This is a genomic window from Streptomyces sp. NPDC053493, from assembly GCF_044544825.1.
Lineage (GTDB): Bacteria > Actinomycetota > Actinomycetes > Streptomycetales > Streptomycetaceae > Streptomyces.
This window is the reverse complement of the sequence record NZ_JBITXS010000007.1, coordinates 120,984-147,180: the sequence shown is the minus strand read 5'-3', so window position 1 is coordinate 147,180 and position 26,197 is coordinate 120,984. Positions and strand designations below refer to the sequence as shown.

The 26,197-nt window shown below is 72.7% G+C and carries 21 protein-coding genes and 1 tRNA gene; 10 read left to right on the top strand and 12 right to left on the bottom strand.

Annotated features, from left to right (window positions below):
• The first annotated feature begins 1 nt into the window (after position 1).
• From ACIGO8_RS21395 to ACIGO8_RS21385, 3 genes are read left to right on the top strand one after another with little or no spacing between them, the layout of a single operon-like run.
• A complete protein-coding gene (locus ACIGO8_RS21395; RefSeq protein WP_399732793.1) occupies positions 2–1,771 on the top strand; it encodes a branched-chain amino acid ABC transporter permease in 1,770 nt (589 codons plus the stop codon).
• A gap of 5 nt (positions 1,772–1,776) precedes the next feature.
• Positions 1,777–2,856 (top strand): ABC transporter ATP-binding protein, encoded by a 1,080-nt coding sequence (locus ACIGO8_RS21390; protein ID WP_399732789.1) that lies wholly within the window; start codon positions 1,777–1,779, stop codon positions 2,854–2,856.
• Positions 2,853–3,569, top strand: a complete 717-nt coding sequence (locus ACIGO8_RS21385; RefSeq protein ID WP_399732786.1) for an ABC transporter ATP-binding protein — start codon at positions 2,853–2,855, stop codon at positions 3,567–3,569. The genes ACIGO8_RS21390 and ACIGO8_RS21385 overlap by 4 nt, the downstream gene beginning before the upstream one ends.
• A gap of 72 nt (positions 3,570–3,641) precedes the next feature.
• Here ACIGO8_RS21385 and ACIGO8_RS21380 read toward each other — a convergent pair whose 3' ends face one another.
• Positions 3,642–4,304, bottom strand: coding sequence for an ANTAR domain-containing response regulator (locus ACIGO8_RS21380; protein ID WP_399732784.1), 663 nt, complete (start codon positions 4,302–4,304; stop codon positions 3,642–3,644).
• Between the two features lie 99 nt (positions 4,305–4,403).
• On the opposite strand from ACIGO8_RS21380, the gene ACIGO8_RS21375 reads away from it, so the two are divergent.
• Both ACIGO8_RS21375 and ACIGO8_RS21370 read left to right on the top strand, forming a co-directional pair.
• Positions 4,404–4,476: transfer RNA gene (locus ACIGO8_RS21375), tRNA-Leu, on the top strand.
• Between the two features lie 110 nt (positions 4,477–4,586).
• The gene (locus ACIGO8_RS21370) at positions 4,587–5,372 is read left to right on the top strand and encodes a transcriptional regulator (RefSeq protein ID WP_399732781.1); all 786 of its coding nucleotides are present in this window, start codon (positions 4,587–4,589) and stop codon (positions 5,370–5,372) included.
• Between the two features lie 3 nt (positions 5,373–5,375).
• On the opposite strand, the gene pyk is transcribed toward ACIGO8_RS21370, so the two are convergent.
• Together pyk and ACIGO8_RS21360 are read right to left on the bottom strand one after the other, a co-directional pair.
• Positions 5,376–6,806 carry a pyruvate kinase gene (pyk, locus tag ACIGO8_RS21365; RefSeq protein WP_399732778.1) on the bottom strand — a complete coding sequence of 477 codons (1,431 nt, stop codon included), beginning with the start codon at positions 6,804–6,806 and terminating at the stop codon, positions 5,376–5,378.
• Between the two features lie 146 nt (positions 6,807–6,952).
• A complete protein-coding gene (locus tag ACIGO8_RS21360) occupies positions 6,953–7,627 on the bottom strand; it encodes an SIMPL domain-containing protein (protein WP_399732775.1) in 675 nt (224 codons plus the stop codon).
• Between the two features lie 114 nt (positions 7,628–7,741).
• Here ACIGO8_RS21360 and ACIGO8_RS21355 point away from each other — a divergent pair, with 114 nt between their 5' ends.
• The gene (locus ACIGO8_RS21355) at positions 7,742–9,538 is read left to right on the top strand and encodes a bifunctional metallophosphatase/5'-nucleotidase (RefSeq protein ID WP_399732773.1); all 1,797 of its coding nucleotides are present in this window, start codon (positions 7,742–7,744) and stop codon (positions 9,536–9,538) included.
• Positions 9,539–9,547: 9 nt separating this feature from the next.
• Here ACIGO8_RS21355 and ACIGO8_RS21350 read toward each other — a convergent pair whose 3' ends face one another.
• The 4 genes from ACIGO8_RS21350 to ACIGO8_RS21335 form a co-directional block, all read right to left on the bottom strand.
• Positions 9,548–10,987, bottom strand: a complete 1,440-nt coding sequence (locus ACIGO8_RS21350) for a lysine N(6)-hydroxylase/L-ornithine N(5)-oxygenase family protein (RefSeq protein ID WP_399732771.1) — start codon at positions 10,985–10,987, stop codon at positions 9,548–9,550.
• Entirely contained in the window at positions 10,984–12,360 is a 1,377-nt protein-coding gene (locus ACIGO8_RS21345) for a pyridoxal phosphate-dependent decarboxylase family protein (protein WP_399732768.1), read from the bottom strand. Before ACIGO8_RS21345 ends, ACIGO8_RS21350 begins: the two co-directional genes overlap by 4 nt.
• Before the next feature lie 415 nt (positions 12,361–12,775).
• Complete coding sequence (locus ACIGO8_RS21340) at positions 12,776–14,359, bottom strand: multicopper oxidase family protein (protein ID WP_399732766.1); 1,584 nt, start codon at positions 14,357–14,359, stop codon at positions 12,776–12,778.
• A gap of 1 nt (position 14,360) precedes the next feature.
• Positions 14,361–14,768 (bottom strand): hypothetical protein, encoded by a 408-nt coding sequence (locus tag ACIGO8_RS21335; protein ID WP_399732764.1) that lies wholly within the window; start codon positions 14,766–14,768, stop codon positions 14,361–14,363.
• 103 nt (positions 14,769–14,871) lie between these two features.
• On the opposite strand from ACIGO8_RS21335, the gene ACIGO8_RS21330 reads away from it, so the two are divergent.
• Entirely contained in the window at positions 14,872–15,768 is an 897-nt protein-coding gene (locus ACIGO8_RS21330; protein ID WP_399732761.1) for a LysR family transcriptional regulator, read from the top strand.
• A 24-nt stretch (positions 15,769–15,792) separates the two neighbouring features.
• On the opposite strand, the gene pepN is transcribed toward ACIGO8_RS21330, so the two are convergent.
• From pepN to ACIGO8_RS21310, 4 genes are all read right to left on the bottom strand, one after another.
• Positions 15,793–18,285 carry an aminopeptidase N gene (gene pepN / locus ACIGO8_RS21325; protein WP_399732758.1) on the bottom strand — a complete coding sequence of 831 codons (2,493 nt, stop codon included), beginning with the start codon at positions 18,283–18,285 and terminating at the stop codon, positions 15,793–15,795.
• Between the two features lie 66 nt (positions 18,286–18,351).
• Positions 18,352–19,356 carry an asparaginase gene (locus ACIGO8_RS21320; protein WP_399732755.1) on the bottom strand — a complete coding sequence of 335 codons (1,005 nt, stop codon included), beginning with the start codon at positions 19,354–19,356 and terminating at the stop codon, positions 18,352–18,354.
• Positions 19,356–19,766, bottom strand: coding sequence for a chorismate mutase (locus ACIGO8_RS21315; protein WP_399733363.1), 411 nt, complete (start codon positions 19,764–19,766; stop codon positions 19,356–19,358). Before ACIGO8_RS21315 ends, ACIGO8_RS21320 begins: the two co-directional genes overlap by 1 nt.
• A 5-nt stretch (positions 19,767–19,771) precedes the next feature.
• Positions 19,772–20,659, bottom strand: a complete 888-nt coding sequence (locus ACIGO8_RS21310) for a helix-turn-helix domain-containing protein (RefSeq protein ID WP_399732752.1) — start codon at positions 20,657–20,659, stop codon at positions 19,772–19,774.
• Between the two features lie 110 nt (positions 20,660–20,769).
• Between ACIGO8_RS21310 and ACIGO8_RS21305 the strand changes: the two genes are divergently transcribed.
• A complete protein-coding gene (locus ACIGO8_RS21305) occupies positions 20,770–22,539 on the top strand; it encodes a beta-galactosidase family protein (protein WP_399732749.1) in 1,770 nt (589 codons plus the stop codon).
• Between the two features lie 63 nt (positions 22,540–22,602).
• On the opposite strand, the gene ACIGO8_RS21300 is transcribed toward ACIGO8_RS21305, so the two are convergent.
• Positions 22,603–23,385, bottom strand: a complete 783-nt coding sequence (locus ACIGO8_RS21300; protein ID WP_399732746.1) for a S1 family peptidase — start codon at positions 23,383–23,385, stop codon at positions 22,603–22,605.
• A gap of 204 nt (positions 23,386–23,589) precedes the next feature.
• Here ACIGO8_RS21300 and ACIGO8_RS21295 point away from each other — a divergent pair, with 204 nt between their 5' ends.
• Both ACIGO8_RS21295 and ACIGO8_RS21290 read left to right on the top strand, forming a co-directional pair.
• Positions 23,590–24,435, top strand: a complete 846-nt coding sequence (locus ACIGO8_RS21295; RefSeq protein ID WP_399733360.1) for a hypothetical protein — start codon at positions 23,590–23,592, stop codon at positions 24,433–24,435.
• A 52-nt stretch (positions 24,436–24,487) separates the two neighbouring features.
• The gene (locus ACIGO8_RS21290) at positions 24,488–26,107 is read left to right on the top strand and encodes an ankyrin repeat domain-containing protein (RefSeq protein ID WP_399732744.1); all 1,620 of its coding nucleotides are present in this window, start codon (positions 24,488–24,490) and stop codon (positions 26,105–26,107) included.
• The last annotated feature ends 90 nt before the right edge of the window (positions 26,108–26,197 follow it).

The window sequence follows — 26,197 nt, the reverse complement described above, 5'->3', positions numbered from 1 at the left end:
CATGACGACCACCACCACCGACACCACCGAGACGGCCGCCACCACGGCCGCCCAGCCCACCGGGCTCCTGTGGACCATCACCGGCGGCTCCGTCGCCACGATCGCCTCCACCTTCCTCGCCTGGACGTGGACCACCGCCTTCCCCGGCAACCTCACGATCTACGGCAACCCCGCCCCGCTCCAGCTGCTCACCCTCGTCGGAGCCCTGCTCACCGGCCTCTTCGCGCTCTCCGCACTCGGCGTCAAGGGCCTCGGCTGGCTCACCCCGACCGGCGCGCGCAAGGCCCTGTGGATCCTCGGCCTCGGCACCTTCGCCACCACCCTCTTCACCGCGATCTCGATCGTCGTGGAGCTCGGCCTCCTGGTGGACCTCGAGCCCGGAGCCGGCGTCGCCGTCCTCGCCGCGGCCGTACCGGCGATCGCCGCGTACAAGCTGCCCGACGACACCCGCAAGGCGGCCCCCGCCAAGACCCTGCCCTCCTGGGCCGAGATCCTGATCATCGTCGCGGCCTTCGCCGTCGGCCTCTACGCCGTCACCTTCGGCATCGACACCGACGACTCCGAGCCGCAGCTCTTCATCGCGTACCTGATCCTCGTCGGCTTCACCGCCACGGCCCTGGTCAAGTCCGGCCTCACCACCCGGCTCGCGCAGATCACCGCGCGCAACCGCCAGGTGACCATCACCGCGAGCCTGCTCGCCGCGATCGCCTTCCCGTTCATCCAGCAGAGCGGCGACACGTACACCCTCATCGCGGTCAACATCCTGATCTTCGCGACCGTCGCCCTCGGCCTGAACATCGTCGTCGGCCTCGCCGGCCTGCTCGACCTCGGTTACGTCGCCTTCCTCGGCGTCGGCGCCTACACGGCGGCCCTGGTCTCCGGCGCCACCTCCTCCGCCTTCGGCGTCCAGTTCCCGTTCTGGGCCGCCGCCCTCACCGGCATGGCCGCCTCGCTGGTCTTCGGCGTCGTCATCGGCGCGCCGACCCTCCGACTGCGCGGCGACTACCTCGCCATCGTCACCCTCGGCTTCGGAGAGATCTTCCGCATCGCCATGGGCAACCTCGACGGCACCTCCGGCCCGCAGATCACCAACGGCCCCAACGGCATCCCGAACATCCCGCAGCTGGAGTTCTTCGGCTACAACTTCGGCGAGTCGCACACCGTCCTCGGCATCGAACTCGGCGCCTACGCCAACTACTACCTGCTCATGATCCTCATCATGGCGCTGGTCGTGGTCGTCTTCTCCCGCGCCGGCAACAGCCGCATCGGCCGCGCCTGGGTCGCCATCCGCGAGGACGAGACCGCCGCCACCGCCATGGGCATCAACGGCTTCCGCGTCAAGCTCGTCGCCTTCGCCCTCGGCGCCGCCCTGGCCGGCCTCGCCGGCACCGTGCAGGCCCACGTCAACACCACCGTCGTGCCGGAGAACTACGTCTTCGCCGGCCCCGTCCCGCCGAACTCGGCCTTCCTCCTCGCGGCGGTCATCCTCGGCGGCATGGGCACGATCAGCGGCCCGATCGTCGGCTCCGCACTGCTCTTCCTGATCCCGGCCAAGCTGTCCTTCCTCCAGGACTACCAGCTGCTCGGCTTCGGCATCGCGCTGATCCTGCTGATGCGCTTCCGCCCCGAAGGCCTCATCGCCAACAAGCGGGCGCAGCTGGAATTCCACGAGAACGACGACCAGCCCGACGTACCGGAGCAGCGGCAGTCCGCGGAAGCGGACACCCGCACGGACGCGTCGGCGGCCGGCACGGCCAAGGCAGGGGCGTGAACGCCATGACGACCACCACCACCGAGACCGAGAGCGGCACGACCGCCACGGGCGCCACCGTCCTCCAGGCGAGCGGTGTCACCATGCGCTTCGGCGGCCTGACCGCCGTCCGCGACGTCGACCTGACCGTCCGCGAGGGCGAGATCGTCGGCCTGATCGGCCCCAACGGCGCCGGCAAGACCACCTTCTTCAACTGCCTGACCGGCCTGTACGTACCCACCGAGGGCCAGGTCAGCTACAAGGGCACGGTCCTGCCGCCGAAGCCGCACCTGGTCACCCAGGCCGGCATCGCCCGCACCTTCCAGAACATCCGCCTCTTCTCCAACATGACGGTCCTGGAGAACGTCCTCGTCGGACGCCACACCCGGACCAAGGAAGGCCTGTGGTCCGCACTGCTGCGCGGCCCCGGCTTCAAGAAGGCGGAGGCCGCCTCCCGCGAACGCGCCATGGAACTCCTGGAGTTCGTCGGCCTCGCGAACAAGGCGGAGCACCTCGCGCGCAACCTCCCCTACGGCGAGCAGCGCAAGCTCGAGATCGCCCGCGCCCTCGCCAGCGACCCAGGCCTGCTGCTCCTCGACGAGCCGACCGCCGGCATGAACCAGGCCGAGACCCGCACCACCGAGGAGCTGGTCTTCGCCATCCGCGACCGCGGCATCGCGGTCCTCGTCATCGAGCACGACATGAAGTTCATCTTCAAGCTGTGCGACCGCGTCGCCGTCCTCGTCCAGGGCGAGAAGCTCGTCGAGGGCACGGCCGAGGTCGTCCAGGGCGACGAGCGGGTCGTGGCCGCGTACCTCGGTACGCCGTACGAGGACGCGCCCGGCGCGGCCGAGGTGGCGGAGGTCGAGGCGGCGGAGGCCCACGCGGCCGCCGAGCACGCGGCGGAGGAGGCGGCGGCGGAGGCTTCGGCCGAGGAGGCCGAGTCCGCCGACGAGGCCGACGAGGACACCGACGCCGACGACACGGCCACCGCCGACGACACGGCCACCGCCGACGACGCCGACGAGGCGGCCCCGGCCGCCGACGCGGACAGCGCCGACAGCGCCGACAGCGCGGACAGCACCACCGAAGGAGACTCCAAGTGACCGCACTCCTGGAGGTCGAGGACCTCAGGGTCGCCTACGGCAAGATCGAGGCCGTCAAGGGCATCTCCTTCTCCGTCGAGGCCGGCCAGGTCGTCGCCCTGATCGGCACCAACGGCGCCGGCAAGACCACCACCCTGCGGACCCTGTCCGGACTCATCAAGCCCACCGCGGGCAAGATCACCTTCGACGGCCAGGTGATCAACGACGTCCCGGCCCACAAGGTGGTCTCGCTGGGCCTGGCCCACTCCCCCGAAGGCCGGCACATCTTCCCGCGGCTCACCATCGCCGAGAACCTCCAGCTGGGCGCCTTCCTGCGCAGCGACAAGGACGGCATCGAGCGGGACATCCAGCGCGCCTACGACCTCTTCCCGATCCTGGGCGAGCGCCGCAAGCAGGCCGCCGGCACCCTCTCCGGCGGTGAGCAGCAGATGCTGGCGATGGGCAGGGCCCTGATGTCCCAGCCCAAGCTGCTCATGCTGGACGAGCCCTCCATGGGCCTCTCCCCGATCATGATGCAGAAGATCATGGAGACCATCGCCACGCTGAAGGCGGAGGGCATGACGATCCTGCTCATCGAGCAGAACGCGCAGGCCGCCCTCTCCCTGGCGGACCAGGGCTACGTGCTCGAGGTCGGCAAGATCAAACTCTCCGGCACCGGCCAGGACCTGCTCCACGACGACGAGGTGCGCAAGACGTACCTCGGCGAGGAGTAGGAACCGCTCCGCACGAACCGAAAGGCCCGCCCCACGACGACGTGGGGCGGGCCTTTCTCCGTACGCCGCCGGCTACTGGCCCTTCGCGGCCTTCTTCTCCTCGGCGTCCTCGATGACCGCCTCGGCGACCTGCTGCATCGACATGCGCCGGTCCATGGAGGTCTTCTGGATCCAGCGGAACGCGGCGGGCTCGGTCAGCCCGTACTGCGTCTGCAGGATCGACTTGGCCCGGTCGACGAGCTTGCGGGTCTCCAGTCGCTGCGAGAGGTCGGCGACCTCCTTCTCCAGGGCGCGCAGCTCGGCGAAGCGGGAGACGGCCATCTCGATGGCCGGCACCACGTCGCTCTTGCTGAAGGGCTTGACGAGGTACGCCATCGCGCCGGCGTCCCGGGCGCGCTCGACGAGCTCGCGCTGGGAGAAGGCGGTGAGCATGAGGACCGGGGCGATGGACTCGCCGGCGATCTTCTCGGCCGCCGAGATGCCGTCCAGGACGGGCATCTTCACGTCGAGGATCACCAGGTCGGGCCGGTGCTCGCGGGCCAGCTCGACGGCCCGCTGCCCGTCGCCGGCCTCGCCGACGACGGTGTAGCCCTCCTCTTCCAGCATCTCTTTGAGGTCGAGCCGGATGAGGGCCTCGTCCTCGGCGATGACGACGCGGGTCGTCAGCGGCGGGACGTGCGACGCGGTCGCGGCGTCGTCGTCGGCGGCGGGCTGGGGCGACTCGGGGGCGGTCACGGGGGCTCCTCGTTCCAGGGCAGCTACTGCTACCTGAGCCTACCTAGGTCCTGTATGTTTGAGACACAGCAGGTTGCCAATGACCTTCGTTTCGAAGGGGCCCCGGTAGCCCAGCGGAAGAGGCGATGGTCTCAAACACCATTCAGCGTGGGTTCGAATCCCACCCGGGGCACTTTACCTTCGATCTCATGGTTGAGCACCGTTGGGCTCTGGTCACTCACACGCGTGAAGCCTCCTCAATCCGGCCCCCGTGGGGCGCACATCACCGCGACGATCGCCTGCATGTACGACGTCCCCACACGCGAGCAGGCGCTCGCCCTCGTCGCCCAAGGGCACAGTCTCAACTCGGTGAGCAAGCAGACCGGTATCTCCCGAGCTGCGATACGAGGATGGCGAACCCGGCTGGAACCGCTTCCCCACGTCGGCGAGCGGTTCCGGCCCTGCTCACGATGCCGCCCGGTGCCGGGGCCACCGGAGGACACCGCGGCGTACGCCTACCTGCTGGGGCTCTACCTCGGCGACGGCAGCATCAGTCAGCCCCCGCGCCACCGGACCCCGAGTCTCCGGCTCACTCTCGACGACGCCTGGCCCGGCGTGCAGCAGGAGGCCGCGGCGGCCTTACGCGTGGTGTTCCCGCACAACGCGGTCGGCTGGGTCCAGAAGGTCGGATGTCACGACCTCAAGCTGTCCTCCAAGCACCTCACGTGCCTCTTTCCGCAGCACGGGCCCGGCAAGAAGCACGAGCGGCGCATCGTCCTCGAGCCCTGGCAGCAGGAGATCGTCGACGCCCACCCGTGGGAGTTCGTGCGCGGGCTGATCCATTCCGACGGATGCCGGATGATCAACTGGGCCACGCGCCTCGTGCGGGGCGAGAAGAAGAGGTACGAGTACGTCCGATACTTCTTCACCAACGTCTCCGACGACATCCGGCGTCTCTACACCGACACGCTCGACACGCTGGGCGTCGAGTGGACGCACTGCACGCGTGCGGGCAGGCCGTACAACATTTCCGTCGCCCGCAAGGCCTCCGTCGCTCTCATGGAAGCCCACGTCGGGCCCAAATACTGAGCCTCAGTTCGTGACCGGGTCGCCGATGTGGTGGACCCGCACCAGGTTCGTCGAGCCCGCGACGCCGGGCGGGGAGCCGGCGGTGATGACCACGACGTCGCCCTTCCGGCAGCGGCCGATCCGCAGCAGTTCCTCGTCGACCTGGGCGACCATCGCGTCGGTGGAGTCGACGTGCGGGCCGAGGAAGGTTTCGACGCCCCAGGTGAGGTTGAGCTGGGAGCGGGTGGCCGGGTCGGGGGTGAAGGCGAGGAGGGGGATGGGTGAGCGGTAGCGGGAGAGCCGTTTGACGGTGTCGCCGGACTGGGTGAAGGCGACGAGGAATTTGGCGCCGAGGAAGTCGCCGATCTCGGCGGCGGCTCGGGCGACGGCGCCGCCTTGGGTGCGGGGCTTGTTGCGGTCGGTGAGGGGCGGGAGGCCCTTGGCGAGGATGTCCTCCTCGGCGGCTTCGACGATGCGGCTCATGGTGCGCACGGTCTCGATGGGGTGTTTGCCGACGCTGGTCTCGCCGGAGAGCATGACGGCGTCGGTGCCGTCGATGACGGCGTTGGCGACGTCGGAGGCTTCGGCGCGGGTGGGCCGGGAGTTGTCGATCATCGAGTCGAGCATCTGGGTGGCGACGATGACCGGCTTGGCGTTGCGCTTGGCGAGTTTGACGGCGCGCTTCTGGACGATCGGGACCTGTTCGAGGGGCATTTCCACGCCGAGGTCGCCGCGGGCGACCATGATGCCGTCGAAGGCGGCGACGATCTCGTCGATGTTGTCGACGGCCTGCGGCTTCTCGATCTTGGCGATGACGGGGACCCGGCGGCCTTCCTCGTCCATGATCCGGTGGACGTCCTCGACGTCGCGGGCGCTGCGGACGAAGGAGAGGGCGATGACGTCGGCGCCGGTGCGCAGGGCCCAGCGGAGGTCTTCGACGTCCTTCTCGGAGAGGGCGGGGACGGAGACGGCGACGCCGGGGAGGTTGAGGCCCTTGTTGTCGGAGACGATGCCGCCTTCGACGACCTGGGTGTGGACGCGGGGGCCGTCGACGGAGGTGACCTGGAGGGTGACGCGGCCGTCGTCGACGAGGATGCGTTCGCCGGTGGTGACGTCGTCGGCGAGGCCGGCGTAGGTGGTGCCGCAGTGGTGGCGGTCGCCTTGGGTGGGTTCGACGGTGATGGTGAAGTCGTCGCCGCGTTCAAGGAGTACGGGTCCTTCGCGGAAGCGGCCGAGGCGGATCTTCGGGCCTTGAAGGTCGGCGAGGACTCCGATGCTGCGGCCGGTCTCTTCCGCGGCCTTGCGGACGTGCCGGTAGCGCTCCTCGTGCTCCGCGTAGCCGCCGTGGCTGAGGTTGAGGCGGGCCACGTCCATTCCGGCTTCGATCAACGCCTTGATCTGGTCGTATGTTTCGGTGGCGGGCCCAAGGGTACAAACGATTTTTGCTCGGCGCATGAGGCGAGCCTAGGGCTTACCGGCGGGTAGCGAAGTGGTGCGGCATGACGACTCAACAACCTTTGCGTGAAAGGTTGTTGACAAGACTTGAATCTGTGCGGGCGACTGCTCCGATGAGCGGTTCGCGGGTCCTGGGCCGGGTTGTCTCAGAGTGCGGGCGGGGCCATCGTGAAGCGCGCCGCGACCTCGGCGGTGACGGTCTGCCGTTGCGGTTCCAGGTCGAGCGGGGCGGGCGCGTCGGCCGTCTCGGCGGCGAAGGCCATGCGCATGCCGCCGGCCGGGGCGGGCATTCCGGGGCCGAGTCCGGTGTCGGAGAGTTCGAGCAGGGCGACGAGGGTGGAGCCGAGCGCCTCGGCGTACTCGCGGGCGCGCCGCACCGCCTCCTTGACGGCCTGGCGGCGTGCTTCGGCGTGTGCGGGCGAGTCGGGGCGCAGTGACCACCAGGGTCCGTCGACGCGGGTCCATTCCAGGTCGGCCAGTCGGGTGGTGAGTTCGCCGAGGGCGGTGAAGTCGGTGAGTTCGGCCGTGAGGTGGACCCAGCCCTGGTAGCCGCGGACGCGCTCGCCGCGGCCGTGCCGGGCCGGTTCGGGGGTGACGGACAGGGCGCCGGTCTCCAGGGCGGTGACGGCTTCTCCGTACGACGTGACCAGGGCGATCGCGTCGGCGTTCCGGCTCGTGAGGGTGGCGAGGACGGCGGCGCGGTCGGTGCCCCTGGCGCGTACCGCCACCGAGATCCGGGCGAGCTCGGGTTCGACGTCCAGGCGGCCTTCGCCACGGACCGTCACCTGGGGGGCCTCGGGGGTGGGCTGCTGCTGTGTCATACCGAACACTTTCCCACTCCGTAACCCGAAAGGTCTGTTGCGACAGTGCGGTCTGAGCCAGAATCTACGCGCGTTGTGCGCCATGGCCGGCGCCGAATCAAGGGGAGTACACACATGCCGCTGAACCGCCGGACCTTCTTGGAGAGCTCCGCCGCCGTCGGAGCGGGAGCCGCTCTCGCCGCCGGGGCCGTCGCCCCGGCCGAGGCCCACGAAGCCCGCCCCCGGCCGGCCAAGCGGTACTCCTTCACCGTGATGGGGACGACCGACCTGCACGGGAACGTCTTCAACTGGGACTACTTCACCGACAAGGAGTTCGACGACAAGGCCCACAACGACGTCGGCCTCGCCAAGATCTCCACGCTGGTCAACCAGGTGCGCGCCGAGAAGGGCGAGGGCAACACGCTGCTCATCGACGCCGGCGACACCATTCAGGGCACCCAGCTGTCCTACTACTACGCCAAGGTCGATCCGATCACCCAGGCCGGCGGCCCGGTCCACCCCATGGCCCAGGCCATGAACGCCATCGGCTACGACGCCGCGGCGCTCGGCAACCACGAGTTCAACTACGGCATCCCGGTGCTGCGCAGGTTCCAGGAGCAGTGCGACTTCCCGCTGCTGGGCGCCAACGCGCTCGACGCGAAGACGCTGCGCCCGGCCTTCCCGCCGTACAGCTTCCACTGTCTGCGCACGCCGCACGGCCGTGACGTCAAGGTGGCCGTGCTCGGTTTGACGAACCCGGGCATCGCCATCTGGGACAAGGCCAACGTCACCGGGAAGATGGTCTTCCCCGGTCTGGAGGAGCAGGCGGCGAAGTGGGTGCCGAAGCTGCGTTCCATGGGCGCGGACGTGGTGATCGTGTCGGCGCACTCCGGTTCCAGCGGCACCTCCTCGTACGGTGACCAGCTGCCGTACGTCGAGAACGCGGCGGCGCTCGTGGCCGAGCAGGTTCCGGGCATCGACGCGATCCTGGTCGGTCACGCCCACACCGAGATCCCGGAGTACCGGGTGCGGAACAAGGCGACCGGCAAGGACGTCGTCCTGTCCGAGCCGCTGAAGTGGGGCCAGCGGCTCACGCTCTTCTCCTTCGACCTGGTGTGGGAGAAGGGCCGCTGGGTGGTGGAGAAGGCCGGCGCCCAGGTCCTGAACTCCAACACGGTGGCGGAGGACCCGGAGATCACGGGGCTGCTGGCGGACGAGCACAAGAAGGTCGTGGAGTACGTCAACCAGGTCATCGGCACCTCCACCGCCGCGATGACCACGGCCGAGGCGCCGTGGAAGGACGAGCCGATCATCGACCTGATCAACGTCGTCCAGGCGGAGACGGTGAAGGCGGCTCTGGCGGGCGGTGAGTACGCCGGTCTGCCGGTCCTGTCGCAGGCGTCGTGCTTCTCGCGCACGGCCCGCATCCCGGCCGGCGCGATCTCCATCAAGGACGCCGCCGGGCTCTATCCGTTCGAGAACACGCTGGAGGCCCGGCTGATGACGGGCGCCCAGCTGAAGGACTACCTGGAGTACTCGGCGCGGTATTACGTCCAGACGCCGGCCGGCGCGCCCGTCGACACCGCGAAGCTCACCAACGCGGACAACACGCCGGACTACAACTACGACGCCGTGTCCGGCCTGACGTACGAGATCGACATCGCCAAGCCGGCCGGGCAGCGGATCGGCAAGCTCTCCTTCGAGGGCAAGCCGCTGGACCCGGCCGCGCGGTTCGTGCTCGCGGTCAACAACTACCGGGCGAGCGGCGGCGGCGCGTTCCCGCACGTCGCCAAGGCGCAGCAGCTGTGGGCCAACTCCGACGAGATCCGCAACACCATCATCCAGTGGGTGAAGGCGAAGGGCACGGTCGACCCGGCCGCGTTCGCGTCGGTGGACTGGAAGCTGACGCGGGACGGCGTGCCGGTCTTCTAGGTCCGTTCGTCACTGCTGTACGAGAGGCGTCAGCTTCCGGTCCTGGGCCGGGATGCTCGGCGCCTCTCGCGTGTCCAGGCCGAAGGTGGTGAAGGCGGTGCGGCGTGGCAGCGGGTAGGGCTCCTTGCCGGTGAGCGAGTTGAGGATGACCGCGCTGCGCCAGGCGGCCAGGCCCAGGTCGGGGGCGCCGACGCCGTGGGTGTGGCGTTCGGCGTTCTGGACGTAGACCGAGCCGCCGACGGATTCGTCGAGGACGAGGCGGTAGGCGGCGTCGATGCGGGCGCGGCCGGCGGAGTCGTGGCGCAGGTACGGGTCGAGGCCGGCGAGCATGCGGTCGACGGGGCGTTCGCGGTAGCCGGTAGCCAGGACGACGGCGTCGGTGGTGAGGCGGCTGCGGGCGGTCTGCTGGACGTGTTCCAGGTGGAGCTCGACCTGGGTGGTGGCCACCCGGCCGGCGGTGCGGACCCGGACGCCGGGGGTGAGGACGGCGTCCGGCCAGCCGCCGTGCAGGGTGCGGCGGTAGAGCTCGTCGTGGATGGCGGCGATGGTGTCGGCGTCGATGCCCTTGTGCAACTGCCATTGGCGGGGCACGAGTTCGCCGCGGATGTGTTCGGGCAGGGCGTGGAAGTAGCGGGTGTAGTCGGGTGTGAAGTGTTCCAGGCCGAGCTTGGAGTACTCCATCGGGGCGAAGGCCTCGGTGCGGGCCAGCCAGTGCAGGCGTTCCGCGCCGGCGGGGCGGGCCCGCAGCAGGTCGAGGAAGATCTCGGCGCCGGACTGGCCGGAGCCGATGACGGTGACGTGCCCGGCGGCGAGGAGTGTCTCGCGGTGGGTGAGGTAGTCGGCGGAGTGGATCACGGGCACGCCGGGGGCCTCGGCGAGCGGGCGCAGCGGCTCGGGGACGTAGGGCTCGGTGCCGACGCCCAGGACGACGTTGCGGGTGTAGGAGCGGCCCAGCGCCTCGGCCTCGCCGTCGGCGTCGAGTTGGGTGAAGTCGACTTCGAACAGGCGCCGTTCGGGGTTCCAGCGTACGGAGTCGACCTGGTGGCCGAAGTGGAGGCCGGGGATCTTCTCGCTGGCCCAGCGGCAGTAGGCGTCGTATTCGGCGCGCTGGATGTGGAATTTCTCGGCGAAGTAGAACGGGAAGAGGCGGTCGCGGGAGCGCAGGTAGTTGAGGAAGGTCCAGGGGCTGGCCGGGTCGGCGAGGGTGACGAGGTCGGCCAGGAACGGGACCTGGAGGGTGGAGCCGTCGATGAGCAGGCCGGGATGCCAGTGGAAGGCGGGGCGCTGCTCGTAGAAGGCGGTGGCGAGGCCGCCGGGGACGCCGTGGGCGAGCGCGGCGAGCGAGAGGTTGAACGGGCCGATGCCGACGCCCACCAGGTCGTACGGGCGGGAGTGGTCGTGCGGGGGTGTGCTGCCGGTGGGGCCGGTGGGGCCGGTGCTGCCGGTCATCGGTGGGTGCCGCCTTCCACGAGGGTGAGGATCTCTGCGAGGTCGCCGGGGGTGGCGTGGGGGTGGAGCAGGGTGGCCTTGAGCCACAGCCGGCCGTCGGCGACGGCCCGGCCGAGGACGGCGCGGCCTTCGGTGAGGAGGGTGCGGCGGATCTCGGCGACGGTGGTGTCGGTGGCGTCGTAGGGCCGGAAGAGGACGGTGGTGAGGGCGGGGCGGGCGTACAGCTCCAGGCCGGGGGCCTTCTCCACGAGGTCGGCGAGGTGCTGGGCGCGCGCCATGCAGGCGTCGACGAGCGCGCCGAGGCCGGTGCGGCCGAGGGCGCGCAGGGTGACGGCGGTCTTGAGGACGTCGGGGCGGCGGGTGGTGCGCAGGGAGCGGCCGAGGAGGTCGGGCAGGCCGGCGTCGGTGTCGTCGTCGGCGTTCAGATAGTCGGCGGTGTGCCCGAGTACGGCGAGGTCGGCGGCGTCGCGTACGGCGAGGAGTCCGGCGGCGGCCGGCTGCCAGCCCAGTTTGTGCAGGTCGACGGTGACGGTGCGGGCCCGTTCGAGGCCGGTGAGGAGGCGGCGGTGGGTGTCGCTGAAGAGGACCGGGCCGCCGTAGGCCGCGTCGACGTGCAGGTCGGCGTGGCCGTGCGCGGCGCACAGGTCGGCGATCTCGGGGAGCGGGTCGATCAGGCCGGCGTCGGTGGTGCCGGCGGTCGCGACGACGAGGGTGGGGCCGGTGAGGTCGGTGAGCGCCTCGTCGAGGGCGACGAGGTCGACGGTGCCGCTCGGGGCCGGGACGACCACGGGTTCGGGCAGGCCGAGGAGCCAGGCGGCGCGGTGGAAGGAGTGGTGGGCGTTGGCGCCGACGACGGTGCGGACGGCGGGGTGCCGCTCGCGGGCGAGGAGCAGGGCGAGCTGGTTGGACTCGGTGCCGCCGGTGGTGACGAGGGCGTCGGGGGCGGGGGCGGTGGGATGGACCTCGGCGGCGACGGCGGCCGTGACCAGCGCTTCGAGCGCGGAGGCGGCGGGGGCCTGGTCCCAGGAGTCGAGGGACGGATTGAGGACGGACGCGGCGAGATCGGCGGCGGCGGCGAGGGCGAGCGGCGGGGTGTGCAGGTGGGCGGCGCAGAGCGGGTGGGCGGGGTCGGCGGCGCCGGCGGCCAGCGCGTGCACGACGACGCGGAGCGCCTCGTCGGCGCCGGCGCCCTGCTCCGGCAGCACCGCGCCGACCGACTCCCGCACGCGGTCCGCCACGCCCTTCGGCCCTCCGCCGGGCAACGGCCCGCCCCGTGCGACGGCGCCGTCGCGCAGGGCGTCGAGGACGGTGTCCAGCAGCGGACGAAGAGCGTCGGGCCCGGAGACGCCTCCGGCGAGGTGTGCGGCACGCATGGACGACAGGGTGCCGGGGTTTCTGGCGGTGTGTCCGGAGAGGGCGGGACTGTGACCCGAACGGGGGACATGGGGGTGGACGGGGCGGGTCCGGCGCGCGGGCGGCGCGCGACGCGGCCGTGGGCCGGCGGGCGGGGCGTCCTTGCGCGGGCGGCGCGCGGGCCGTGGGCCGGGCTGCCTCGGCCGGCGGGCTTGCGCGGCCGCGCGGGTGCGGCGCGGTCGGGCGCCCCGAACGGCGCGGTGAGTGCGCGTCCGCGCAGGTGCGGCGCCTCGGGGTGGCCGTTCGGGTGCGGCCCGGTGGTCGGGTTGTGCCCACCCGTCCCGCCCTGCGGGACGATTGCCCACAACCAGGCGACTGGTCGTGCCCGGGCCGACGGCACGCGCCCACGCGGCGGGGGCGCGGGGGGGGGTGGGGTCAGGTCACTTCCAGGTTGGCCATCATGCCCATGTCCTCGTGTTCCGCGTTGTGGCAGTGGAAGAGGTAGCGGCCGCGGTAGCCGTCCCAGCGGGTGAGGAGTTCGGCGGATTCGCCGGGGCGGAGGGAGACCGTGTCCTTCAGGCCCGCGTCGTGGGGCAGGGGCGGTTTGCCGCCGCGGGAGAGGATGCGGAAGCCGGTGAGGTGGAGGTGGACGGGGTGGTGGACGTCGGCGACCAGGCGCCAGACCTCGACGTCGCCGAGGCGGACCCGGACGTCGGAGCGGGCCGGGTCGAAGGGCCAGCCGCCGATGAGCCAGCCGTGCCGGTCGTCCTCGCCCATGCGGCCGGCGCGGAAGGAGAAGTCGCGGACGCGGACCGCGTCGGCGCGGCTCCAGGCCGGCAGGTCGGTGGACAGGACGCCGGGGACGCGGCTGTCGTCGCGGGCCGTGCGGGCGATCCGGAAGGCCATCACGTCCTTCGTACGGCCGGAGCCCAGGCGGTTGACGAGGGTCACGAGGCTGCCGACGGCGAAGCGGGAGAAGTCGACGACGACGTCGTAGCGTTCGGCCGGTGCGACGGGCAGGTGGTGGTGCTTCACCGGGGCCGCGAGCAGGCCCTGGTCGGAGCCGATCTGGACGAGTTCGGCGGTGCGGCCGTCGGCGTCGGTGAGGGCGAGGTCGTAGTGCCGGGCGTTGGAGGCGTTCAGGACGCGCAGCCGGTGGCGGGCGGCGTCGACCTCGTGGACGGGCCAGGGGGCGCCGTTGACGAGGACGACGTCGCCGAGGACGCCGGCGAGGTAGGGCTCCTCGACGCCCGGGCGGCCGCGCAGGGTGGGGTCGAGGGACGGGTAGGCGAGGCTGCCGTCGGCGGCGAAGGCACGGTCCGTGATGACGAGCGGCAGTTCGCGCGGGCCGGCGGGCAGGCCGAGCGCGTCCTCGGCGTCGTCGCGGACGATGTGCAGTCCGGCCAGGCCCCGCCAGATCGCCGGTGCGGTGAAGTCCATGCGGTGGTCGTGGTACCAGAGCAGGGCGGGCCGTTGGTCCATCGGGAAGGTGTAGTCGCGGGTCAGTTCCGTCGTCACGGCCCGCGGGTCGTGCATGGACGTGCCGTGGTGGCCCGGGTGGCCGCCGCCGGCCGCCGGCCAGCCGCGGGGCAGGACGAGGTCCGTCGGGTAGCCGTCCGACGCGGCCGGTGTCCGGCCGCCGTGCAGGTGGACGACGGTCGGCACGGGCAGCTCGTTGCGGTGGGTCACGACGACCGGCCGGCCGCGGCGGGACTCGATCGTGGGCCCGGGGAAGGTGCCGCCGTAGGTCCACAGCGGCGTCCTGACGCCGGGCAGGATCTCGGCGGTCACCTCGCGCTGGACGATCTCGTAGTGGTCGGCGCCGCCCGACCGGCGGGCCGGCTCGAGGACGGCGGGCAGCGGCAGCGGTGTGCGGAACGGCGGCGGCAGCGGTACGGCGCTGCGCAGTTCGGCGCCGGTGACCGCCGGGCGCCGGCCCAGGCCGGCCGCGACGCCGAGCCCGCCGGCCGCCATCACTCCGAGCGCCCCGCCGAGGGCGAGGAGCTGTCGTCGGCTCATCTCAGGCATCGACGGCCTCCGAGCGCGGCGCCTGCGGGCGGCGGGCGAGCGGCCGGCGCCACACGCCGACGAACAGCACGGTGACGGCGGCGACGGTGAAGACGCCGAGCGGTATGTGCAGCCACAGCGCGCCGGCGGTGCCGGCGAAGTACTGCACGGTCTCGGCCACCGTCAGGGCCAGCGTGACGAGCAGCGGCCAGACCCGGCGCAGCCGTATGAAGACGACGATCGCGACGACCAGTTGCACGAGGCACAGGGAGGTGACGACGTCGGCGCCCACGCCGTGCCAGCGCAGGCCGTCGAAGTCGCCGCTGAGATAGACGCCGGCGAACACCGGCTGTCCGAAGACGGCCACCACGTGCGCGGTGACGACGGCGCGTAGCGCGCCGTCGACGGGTCTCACGGCCATGAGGCACTCCCCTGCTGTCGGTTCGTGAACGCCTCCGACGCTAGGAGCCCGCGCAGTATCGTGTCCAAGATCAATTCTGCTATGCGGGCATACCTCGGGAGGCATGATGGATCTCCACGCGCTCCGGCAGTTCGTCGTGGTGGCGCGGCTGGAGCACCTGAGCCGTGCGGCCGAGGAACTCCGGGTGGCCCAGCCGTCGTTGAGCCGCACGGTCGCCCGTCTGGAGAGCGAACTGGGCACGCCGCTGTTCGACCGGGCCGGGCGGCTGCGGCTGAACGACGCCGGCCGGGTGTTCCTGCGGCATGCCGAGCGCGCGCTCGGGGAGCTGGACGCGGGGACCCGGGCGGTGGCCGCGCTGGCGGGCGGGGAGTTCGGGACCGTACGGCTGGCCTCGGAGACCTTCCTCACGCTGACCGGGCCGCTCGCGGCGTTCAAGCGGGCGCATCCGTCGGTGGAGGTCGAGCTCCATCAGCTGGAGGCCCAGGAGATGGGCCGTCGGCTGCGGGCGCGGGAGGTCGATCTCTGCGTGGCCTCGCAGCCGGTTCCGCCGGAGGGCCTGGAGGCGGTGCGGCTGCTGGACGAGGAGGTGTGGGTGGTCGCGCCGCTCGACCATCCTCTCGTGCTGGCCGGCCGCAGCTCGGTGAGCGTGCCCGAGCTCGCCGGCCAGCCCTTCGTCACCACGCGTACGGGGCACTGGCAGCGGCGGCTCCTCGACCGGCTGTTCGCCGTGCACGACCTGGCGCCGCCGAGGATCGTGTGCGAGGGCGACGAGCCCAGCGCCACGGCGATCCTGGTGGCGGCGGGGCTCGGCATCGGGCTGATTCCGGACATGGCCCGGCGCAGCGCGACGCGTGCCCCGGTCGCCTGGATCTCCGTCGACGGCGCGGACTGCCGGCGCACCCTCACCCTGCTGCGGTACGCGGACGGCCGTCCGACGGGCGCCGCGCGCCTGATGCACGCGGCGCTCACCGGCTGGGACTGGGCCTCGGGCCCCGTGTAGGCCGGGCCAGGCCCGGCCCCCGTGTCAGGCCTTTTCGCCGCGTACCCGCAGTGCCCGGCGCAGGTCGTCCAGCTGGTCCACCAGCTTGCGGTGGAGGGCCGGGATCATCTCGTCGTCGGCCAGGTGGCGCTCGCCGAGGGCCAGGGACTCCGCGTCGACGGCGTACGACGGGAAGGCCCAGCGTCCGGCCGCCTCGGCCATCGCGGGGCTGCGGCGCCCGGCCATGGCGACGGCGTCGGGGTAGAAGCGGCCGACGTAGTCGCTTACCAGATCGGCCTGTTCGGGCTTCCAGAAGCCCTGCGCCGTGGCCGTGAACAGGTAGTTCGACAGGTCGTCCGACGCGAACATGGCCGACCAGGCGGCCTCCTTCGCCTCCGGCGTCGGCAGGGCGGCGCGGCAGCGGGCCGCGCCTTCCTGGCCGGTGGCGCTGGTGTCGCGGGCGAGTTCGGCGGCGATGGCGTCCTCGTCGGTGGCGCCGAGGACGGCGAGGCGGGCGAGGATGCGCCAGCGCAGCTCCGGGTCGAGCTCGGGGCCGCCGTGGACGGTGCCGTCGGCGAGCCAGGAGGCGATCTTGTCGGGCGTGGTGGCGCTGTCGATGAAGGTGCGCACGGCGGTCAGGCGCAGGCCCGGCGCCTCGCCGTCCTCGGTGCGGCGCAGCAGGGCGCGGGCGATCTCGCAGATCGTGGCGAGGGCGGCGGGGCGGTCGGCCTCGGAGACGTAGCGATCGGCGATCTGCGTACGGGCGAAGCCGAGGACGCCCTGGACGACGGCGAGGTCCGTCTCCTCGGGGAGGTGGGCCTCGGCGGCCTGAAGGTAGGAGGCCGGCTCGAGCTGTCCGTCGCGGACCATGTCGCGCAGCGCGTTCCAGACGACGGCGCGGGTGAGGGCGTCGGGGATGCGGGAGAGGCCGCGCAGGGCGGTCTCCTCGGAGACCTCGTCGAAGCGCATCTTGGCGTAGGTGAGGTCGCCGTCGTTGAGGACGACGAGCGCGGGGCGGGGTCCGGCCAGGTCGAGGGCGGCGTCGTGCGGGACGTCGGCCGAGCGGCGTTCGCGGAGCACGAGGTCGCCGGCGGCGTCGCGGTCGTAGACGCCCACCGAGAGGCGGTGGGGGCGGCTGCCGTCGCGGTCCACGGTGAGCCGCCACTGCTTGCCCTCGCCCTCCAGGCGCGGCGTGAGGACGTCGACGCCGGTGGTGCGCAGCCACTGCTCGGCCCAGCCGTGGACGTCGCGGTCGGTGGCGGCGGCGAGGTTGTCGATGAAGTCGGCGAGGGTGGCGTTGCCGAACTTGTGCCGCTTGAAGTGGATGTTGATGCCGGCGAGGAAGTCCTTCTCGCCCATCCAGGCGACGAGCTGGCGCAGCGCGGAGGCGCCCTTGGCGTAGGAGATGCCGTCGAAGTTGAGGAGGGCGGAGGCGGTGTCGGGGACGGCGTCCGGGTCGGGTGCGACGGGGTGGGTGGAGGGCCGCTGGTCGGCCTCGTAGCCCCAGGCCTTGCGGGTGACGCCGAAGTCGATCCAGGTGTCGGCGAAGCGGTCGGCGCAGGCCTCGTTGACGGTCTGGAAGCCCATGTACTCGGCGAAGGACTCGTTCAGCCAGATGTCGTCCCACCAGCGCAGGGTGACGAGGTCGCCGAACCACATGTGGGCCATCTCGTGGGCGATGACCATGGCGCGGGTCATCCGCTCGGTGTCGGTGACGGCGGAGCGGAAGACGAACTCGTCGCGGAAGGTGACGAGTCCGGGGTTCTCCATGGCGCCGGCGTTGAACTCGGGGACGAAGGCCTGGTCGTAGGAGTCGAACGGGTAGGGCTCGTCGAACTTCTCGTGGAAGCGGTCGAAGCAGGCCTTGGTGATGTCGATGATCTCGTCGGCGTCGGCGTCGAGGTGGGGCGCGAGGGAGCGCCGGCAGTGGATGCCGAAGGGCAGGCCGGCGTGCTCGGTGCGCACGGAGTGCCAGGGGCCGGCGGCGACGCAGACGAAGTAGGTGGACAGCAGCGGGGTGGGCGCGGCCTTCCAGCGGCCGTCGGGCTGCTGCTCGGTGATGCCGTTGGACAGGACGGTCCAGCCTTCGGGCGCGGTGACGGAGAGCTCGAAGACGGCCTTGAGGTCGGGCTGGTCGAAGGCGGCGAAGACGCGCTGGACGTCCTCCATGAACAGCTGGGTGTAGACGTACGCCTCGCCGTCGGTGGGGTCGGTGAAGCGGTGCATGCCCTCGCCGGTGCGCGAGTAGCGCATGGTGGCGGTGACGGCGAGGGTGTGCTCGCCCTCGGTGAGGCGCAGCGGGAGCCGGTTGCCGTCGAGGGCGGCGGTGTCGAGCGGCTCGCCGTCGAGGGTGGCCGAGTGGAGGGTTTCCGGCTTGAGCTCGACGAAGGTGGTGCCGGCGGCGCGGGCGGTGAACCGGATGAGACTGGTGGACTCGAAGGTCTCGTCGCCGGTGGTGAGGTCGAGGTCCACGGTGTAGTGGTGGACGTCGAGGAGCTGGGCACGGGTCTGCGCTTCGTCGCGCGTCAGTACGGACATGGGCCCCATGCTGCCTGATGGCCACCCTCCGGGGGAGGGTGGTTCACCAAGAGCTCAGGCGGGGTGTCAGGCCAGTCCGGTGCCGTCGAGGTGGGCGAAGGCGGCGGAGATGCGCGGGCGGTCGTAGCCGGCGGGGCCCTTGGTGCCGCTGGAGAGCAGGGCGTGCAGCAGCAGGCGGGCCTTCTCGGGGGCGAGCGGGCCGGCCGGGATCAGGCCGCGGTGGAGCAGGTCGTGTTCGGAGCCGGGGCCGCGGTAGGTGCGGGAGAGGGTGGCGCCGGCGCCGGTGCGGGAGGCGAGGACGACGGGCATGCGCTCGGTGAGCGCGGCGAGCGGTTCGACGAGCCAGGCGGGCACGTGTCCGGCGCCGAAGGCGGCGACGACCAGGCCGTCGTAGCGTTCGGCGACGGTGTCGAGGAGTTCGCCGCGGTCGCCGACGGTGAGGGTGAGCAGCGCGACGCGGAGGGCGGGGTCGAGGCGCAGCGGGCAGAGCCGGGTGGGTGCGGCCGGGCGGAGCAGGATGCGCGGTTCGCCCTCGACGACGGCGCCGAGGGGCCCGGCGCCGGGTGAGGCGAAGGTGGCGACCGAGGTGGTGTGGGTCTTGTGGGCGAAGCGGGCGGCGTGGATCTCGTCGGCGAGGACGACGAGGACGCCGAGCCCGCGGCAGCCGGGGTCGGCGGCGACGGCGAGGGCGGCGGCCAGGTTGGCGGGGCCGTCGGCGCCGGGCAGGTCGGGGCGGCGCATGGCGCCGGTGACGACGACGGGTTCCTCGGTGGTGCACAGCAGGTCGAGGAGGAAGGCGGTCTCCTCCAGGGTGTCGGTGCCCTGGACGACGACGACGCCGGAGCCGCCGGCGACGGTCGTGCCGATCTCGTCGGCGAGGGCGGTCAGGTCCTCGAGGGAGAGCGAGGAGCTGGGGACCCGCCGGAAGTCGCGGAGCTCGATGTCGACGCCGGTCGGTCCGGCGGGGGTGACGCCGAGGCCGGCGAGGACCTCGGTGCCGGTCATGCGGGCCGCGTCACCGCCCCGCGCGGAGATCGTGCCCCCCAGGGTGAATACGGTGACGCGCGCCATCAGCCTGCCGCTCCGTCCGTCGTCGTCGCTTCCTTCGCCGTTACGTCCTTCGTCGCGTCCGTCGTCGTCGCGCTCTTCGTCGCGTCCGTCGTCGTGTCCTTGGTCGTTCCGTCCGCGATGGTCTCGTGGTGGCGGATGACCTCGGCGATGATGAAGTTCAGGAGCTTCTCCGCGAACGCCGGGTCCAGTTTCGCGCTCTCGGCGAGTTCCCGCAGCCGGGCGATCTGGCGGGCCTCGCGGGCCGGGTCGGCCGGCGGCAGGTCGTGCCGGGCCTTGAGGACGCCGACCTGCTGGGTGCACTTGAAGCGCTCGGCGAGCATGTGGACCACCGCCGCGTCGATGTTGTCGATGCTCTCGCGCAGCCGGGTCAGCTCGGCCCGTACGGACTCGTCGATCTCGCTCATGACCAGCGAGCCTATCCGGATCCGGTGAGGATGGTGGGCGGGTGTTCGGGATCCGGAACGGTGTTGCTCCAGCCTCCGGGCACGGTCCTGCCCTGCTGCTCGCGGAAGCGGATGGGCGCGGTGCCGACGCGGCGGGTGAAGAGCCGGGAGAAGTAGGCGGGGTCGTCGTAGCCGACCCGGCGGGCGACGGCGGCGACGGGCAGGTCGGTGGCGGCGAGGAGTTCCTTGGCGCGGCCGAGGCGCACGGTCAGCAGGTAGTCCTTGGGGCTGCAGCCGGCGGCGCGGCGGACGGCGGTGCGCAGCTCGGCGGGTGTCATGCCGTGCCGGGCGGCGTGTTCGGCGACGGAGAGCCGGGAGAAGGCGTCGCGGGCGAGGGCGGCGAGGACGGGGTCGCCGTCGGCGTTGGTGTCGGCGCGGGCGCGGCGCAGGGCGACGAGCAGTTCGTGGACGGCGGCGCCGGTCTCGACCTCGAGGAGCGGGTTGCCCGGGCGGGCGGCGCGGGCGATGCGGCCGATGGCGGCGCGGGCGGGGCCGGCGTCGGAGAGCGGGACGACGGGGCGGTCGGGTTCGATGTAGCCGAGTTCGGTGTAGGTGGCGGTGGCGGGTCCGGTGAAGTCGACGAAGGACTCGTCCCAGCCGGTGGCGGGGTCGGCGGAGTAGTGGTGGGGCGTGCCGGGTGTGAGCCAGATGAGGGCGGGCGCGGTGACGGTGGTGCGGCGGCCGTCGGGGCCGCGGTACCAGCCGCTGCCGGAGGTGACGAGGACGGCGACGTGGTGGTCGAGGGTGCGCGGGCCGACGGTGGGCAGGGCGCCGTGCTGGAGTCCGACGCCGAGGCAGACCAGTCCGAGGCGGTGGTGGACGGGGCTGGGCGTGAAGTAGCGCATCCAGGTGTGGTACATCGCGGCGCCGCCTCCCTGACACCGGCGTTCCCGCCGTCGTGCTGAACGTCCAAACTGCGACGATCTTTGTCCATGGACCGGTCCGCCGCCAGAGGGCGAAGGTGAGGCGCATGAGCGAGTTCAGCCAGTTCGTGGTGGGTGACGAGGACTTCCTTCTCGACGGGCGGCCGGTGCGGCTGCTGTCGGGGGCGCTGCACTACTTCCGGGTGCACGAGGAGCAGTGGGACCACCGGCTCGGGATGCTGCGGGCGATGGGTCTCAACTGTGTCGAGACGTATGTGCCGTGGAATCTGTACGAGCCGGAGCCGGGCCGGTACGGGGACGTGGCGGAGCTGGGCCGGTTCCTGGACGCGGTGGCGCGGGCCGGGATGTGGGCGATCGTGCGCCCGGGTCCGTACATCTGCGCCGAGTGGGAGAACGGCGGGCTTCCGCACTGGCTGACGGGCCGGCTCGGGCGGCGGGTGCGGACGGACGACGCGGAGTTCCTGGTGCATGTGGACCGCTGGTTCCGGCGGCTGCTTCCGCAGGTGGTGGAGCGGCAGATCGGGCGGGGCGGGCCGGTGGTGCTGGTGCAGGTGGAGAACGAGTACGGCAGTTACGGCACGGACGCGGGCTATCTGCGGCACGTGGCGGACCTGCTGGTGGCGTGCGGGGTGGAGGTGCCGCTGTTCACGTCGGACGGTCCGGAGGACCACATGCTGACGGGCGGTTCGGTGCCGGGCGTGCTGGCGACGGTGAACTTCGGGTCGGGTGCGCGGGAGGCGTTCGAGGTGCTGCGGCGGCACCGGCCCGATGGTCCGCTGATGTGCATGGAGTTCTGGTGCGGCTGGTTCGACCACTGGGGCACGGGCCATGTGGGGCGGGACGCGGCGGACGCGGCGGAGACGCTGCGGGAGATCCTGGAGTCCGGGGCGTCGGTCAACGTCTACATGGCGCACGGCGGGACGAGCTTCGCCGGGTGGGCGGGCGCGAACCGGTCGGGGCGGCTGCACGAGGGCGCGCTGCGGCCGACGGTGACGTCGTACGACTACGACGCGCCGGTCGACGAGGCGGGGCTGCCGACGGAGAAGTTCTGGCGGTTCCGGGAGGTGCTCGCGCGGTACGCGGAGGGGCCGCTGCCCGAGGTGCCGGCGCCGCCGGTCCGGATCGGGGCGCCGGCGGCGGGTGTGCCGGCGGACTGGGCGCCGCTGGCGGAGGTCCTGGAGGTCCTCGGTGACGAGGAGTCGGACACGCCGCTCCCGCCGACCTTCGAGGAGCTGGGTGTGGACCGCGGTCTGGTGCGCTACCGGCTGGAGGTGCCGGGGCCGCGGCAGCCGTATCCGCTGGCGGTGTCAGGGCTGCGGGACCGGGCGACGGTGTACGTGGACGGCGTTCTGGCGGGTGTGCTCGACACGGAGGAGGCGGAGCTGCCGGAGCCGGTGGCGGGTCCCGCGGTGGTGGAGCTGTGGGTGGAGTCGCTGGGCCGGGTCAACTACGGGCCGCGGCTGGCGGAGCCGAAGGGTGTGACGGGCGGCATGCGGCACGAGCGCCAGTATCTGCACGGGGTGCGGGCGCGGGGGCTGCGGCTGGACGCGTTCGGGCCGGAGGCGGTGGCGAAGGTGCCGTGCGGGCCGGTGCCGGCCGGTGCCGGGCCGGCCGGTGCCGGGCCGGGGCTCTACCGGGCCGCGGTCGAGGTTCCGGCTCCGGGTGACGCGGCGCTGCGGCTGCCGGGCTGGACCCGGGGCTTCGTGTGGGTGAACGGCTTCTGCCTGGGGCGCTACTGGAACACGGGCCCGCAGGAGTCCTTGTTCGTGCCGGGGCCGGTGCTGCGGGAGGGCGCGAACGAGGTGTGGGTCCTGGAGCTGGAGGGCGGGGCGGGCGGCGCGGTGGAGCTCGCCTGAGCGCGGAGGTGCCCGGGGCCGGCCGGCCCCGGGCACCTCGTACGGCTCGGGTGGGGGGCGGTGTTACAGGGACGCCGCCGCGGACTTGATCGCGGAGGCGAAGGTGGAGACCTCGGTGTAGACGCCGGGGTAGCCGGCGCGGGCGCAGCCCTCGCCCCAGCTCACGATGCCGACCTGGATCCAGGCGCCGTTGTTGTCCTTGCGGAACATCGGGCCGCCGGAGTCGCCCTGGCAGGTGTCGACGCCGCCCTGGTCGAAGCCGGCACAGATCTCCTCGCTCGGGACGAGGGAGCTGCCGTACGCGGCCTGGCAGGCGGCGTCGGAGACGAAGGGGACGGTCGCCTTGCGCAGGTAGCGCTGCTGGCCGCCGCCTTCGGTGGTGGCGCCCCAGCCGGCGACGGTGAAGGTGCCGCTGTTGTAGGCGGTGGTGTCGGCGATCTTCAGGTTCGGCAGGCTGTTGATGGGTGAGGCGAGCTTGATGAGGGCCCAGTCCTTGCCCTGCCCGTTGTAGCCGGGGGCCTGGTAGACCTTGGTGGAGCGGACCTTGATGGCGCTGCTGGACTGGAGGTCGACGACGCCGGCGGTGGCGGTGATGCTGGTGTTGTTGCCGGAGCCGCTGACGCAGTGGGCGGCGGTGAGCACGACCTGAGGTGTGATCAGGGAGCCGCCGCAGCCCATGGAGAGCCTGACCATCCAGGGGAACTCGCCCTGGGCGGCGCGGGTGCCGCCGACGACCGGGGCGGGCGCGGCCGAGGCGGTGGTGGGCTGGAGGCTGACGGCGGCGAGGACGACGGCGCCGGCCGCGGCGAGTTTCTGCAGGGCACGGACGAGTCTGTTCTTCTGCATGTGACTGCCTTCTCTCGTGGGGGGTCGGATCTTGATGGCATGAGCCCGTCAAAACCTGGTCCGGATTATGAACAGCGCGCAACGGGCGTCACAAGGCGGCCTTTTCGGCCAGATGGAGGACACCCGGAGGTATGCCGACGCCCACCCGTACCGGGGACGGCGCCCGTACCCTGGACGGCAGGGGGGTGGTCCGGCGTGCCGTACGTGCCGCACAGCGATGAAGTCTCCCCCGTCGTCCGCGGCTTCCCGCACCTCGACACGGTCCGCGCCTCGATCGCCGCGCTCTACAAGCGCCTCTCCCCGGACGGCGTACGGCGCTACGAGCCCAGCGTCCCGGCCCACGCCGTCGCCGTCGCCGTCGAGGACCCGGCGGCGCAGCCCCACCTCGGCGCCCAGCGCGCCGCCCGCGCCCTCGTCCGCCACCTGCGGCTGCCCGACGCGCGCCTGGTGGTGAGCTTCCGTGCGATGGAGCACGCGGCGAGCGTCGAACTGTCCGCGGGCCCGGAGTACTTCGTCGAGCTCAACGAGCGCTTCGCCCGTCCGGCCCACCGCCGCGACATCGGCGCCGCCCTCGCCCACGAGGTCACCCACGTCTTCCTCCACCGCCTCGGCCTCGCCTTTCCCACCACTGCCGAGAACGAGATCCTCACCGATGTCGTCACCACCTACCTCGGCGCGGGCTGGCTGCTCCTCGACGCCTTCCGGCAGGACGGCGTGTCCAGCCAGAAACTGGGCTATCTGACGCCGGAGGAGTTCGGCTACGTGCTGGCCAAGCGGGCCGAGGTGTTCGCCGAGGACCCGTCACCCTGGTTCACCAGCGCGGTCGCCTACGAGGCGTTCGTACGGGGCCGGGCCGAGGCCGCCCGCGACTGGCGGCGCCCGCCGCTCGCCGGCGCCGGCTGGGCGGCCCGGCGGCGGGCCCGGGCCGGCGGCGACGGCGTGTTCCCGTGCCCGGTGTGCGGGCAGCGGCTGCGGGTCGCGCCGGAGCGGCGGGGCCGGGTCGACGCCCGGTGCGGGGTGTGCCGCACGGTCCTGGAGTGCGCACCGTAACCACCCGGCAAAGGATTTGCGCCGTTCGGGTGCCCCGGGCGAGGGTCGGCGCATGAGCACCAGCACGTTGTTCGAAGCGCTGTGGACCGGGGACGACGACGGGGTGGTCCGGGCCCTGCGCGAGGGAGCGGACGCGGAGAGCAGGGACGACGGCGAGACGGCGCTGTACCGGGCGGCCGTCGGAAACCAGCCGGTCGCCGTGCGCCTGCTGCTGGCCGCCGGCGCGGACCCGGGCCGCGCGAGCGGTGGGGACGACGGGGACCTGCCGCTGTGCGGTGCCGCCTGCGGCGGCCACACCGAGGTCGTAAGGGCGCTGCTCGCGGCCGGCGCGGACCCGGACCAGGAGGAGGCATACGGTTTCACCGCGCTCGCCTGGGCGCTGCGGCTCGGGCACACGAGCACGGCGCGGGCGCTGCTCGAGGCGGGCGCGGACCCGCACCGGCCGGGCCCCGACGGGCTCGCCCCGCTCGTCGCCGCCGCCCGCCGCGGCTCGCCCTCCTGCGTCACGGGCTTGCTCGACCACGGCGCGGGCGGCGACGAGGTGATCCTCGGCCAGGCGCTCGCGGAGGCCCGGCGGTGGATCGGCGTCGACCTGGCGGCGGTGCTGCGGCGCGGGCTCGTCGAGAGCGGCGGCGCCGGGGAGACGTACGAGGCGGTGGTGCGGCGGGTGCCCGAGGACGGCGGCACCACGGTGATCGTCGAACTGCTGCGCGAGGACGGCGCGCCGGGCCGCGGCGACGAACGCCAGACCGGGCACGCCGCCGTCGCCACGCTCCTGGAGGGCGCCCTGGGGCTGCGCGTGCCGCACGAGGAACTCGCCGGGCGGGCGCTGCGCTGCGGCGACCCGGGACAGGACGACTGGACGACGGCCGTCGCCGCGCTCGCCGCCCGCGCCGACGAGACCGTCCTCGCCGCGGCCACCGCCTGGTGCGAGCACCCGGATCCGCTGCGCCGCGCCCTGGGCGCCCAACTCCTGGCCGCCGCCCCCGGCTTCCGCACCGGAGCGGTGCCGGTGCTGCGCCGGCTGGCACGTCGGGAAGCGACGCGCGGCACCGGCGGCGGGCCGGCCGAGCGGGAGGCACGGAGCGGCGCGGACGGAGGCACGGCCGAGCGGGGAGCGACGCGCGGCGCCGGCGGCGGGCCGGCCGAGCGGGAGACGACGAGTGGCGCCGGCGGCGGCCCGGCTGAGCCGGCGGCGTCCGTCGTCGCGGCGCTCGGCGTCTGCGCGGACGGATCCGCCGTGCCCGAACTGCTCGCCTTCGCCGGGCATCCGGACGCCGAGGTACGGCGCCGGGTGGCCGAGGCGCTCGCGGGCCTGGTGCCGGCCGGCCACGGGGAGGCCGTCGGTGTGCTGGTGGCGCTGAGCCGGGACCACGATCCGCGCGTACGCGACTGGGCGACGCTCGCGCTGGGCGAGCTTCCCGACGACACGCCCGTCGTCCGCGAGGCCCTCGCGGCGCGGCTGGCGGACCCGGACCCGGAGACGGCCGCCGAGGCGGCCCGCGGGCTGACGCTCCGCCAGGACCCGCGGGCCGTCGACGCCCTGACCCGCGTCCTGACGTCCGCCGCCCCGGACTCGCCGGCCCGCGAGACCGCCCTCGCCGCCCTGGAGCACCTGGCGGACCCGCGGCTCAGGACCCGCCTGGAATGGACGGCGCCCCGCGGCCGGTAGACGCCTCGACGAGACCGGCGCCCTCCGACAGGAACGCCTGGCAGACCCTGCGGGCCTGGCGAACCCGGCAGTCAGGGCCCCGCCTGGGAC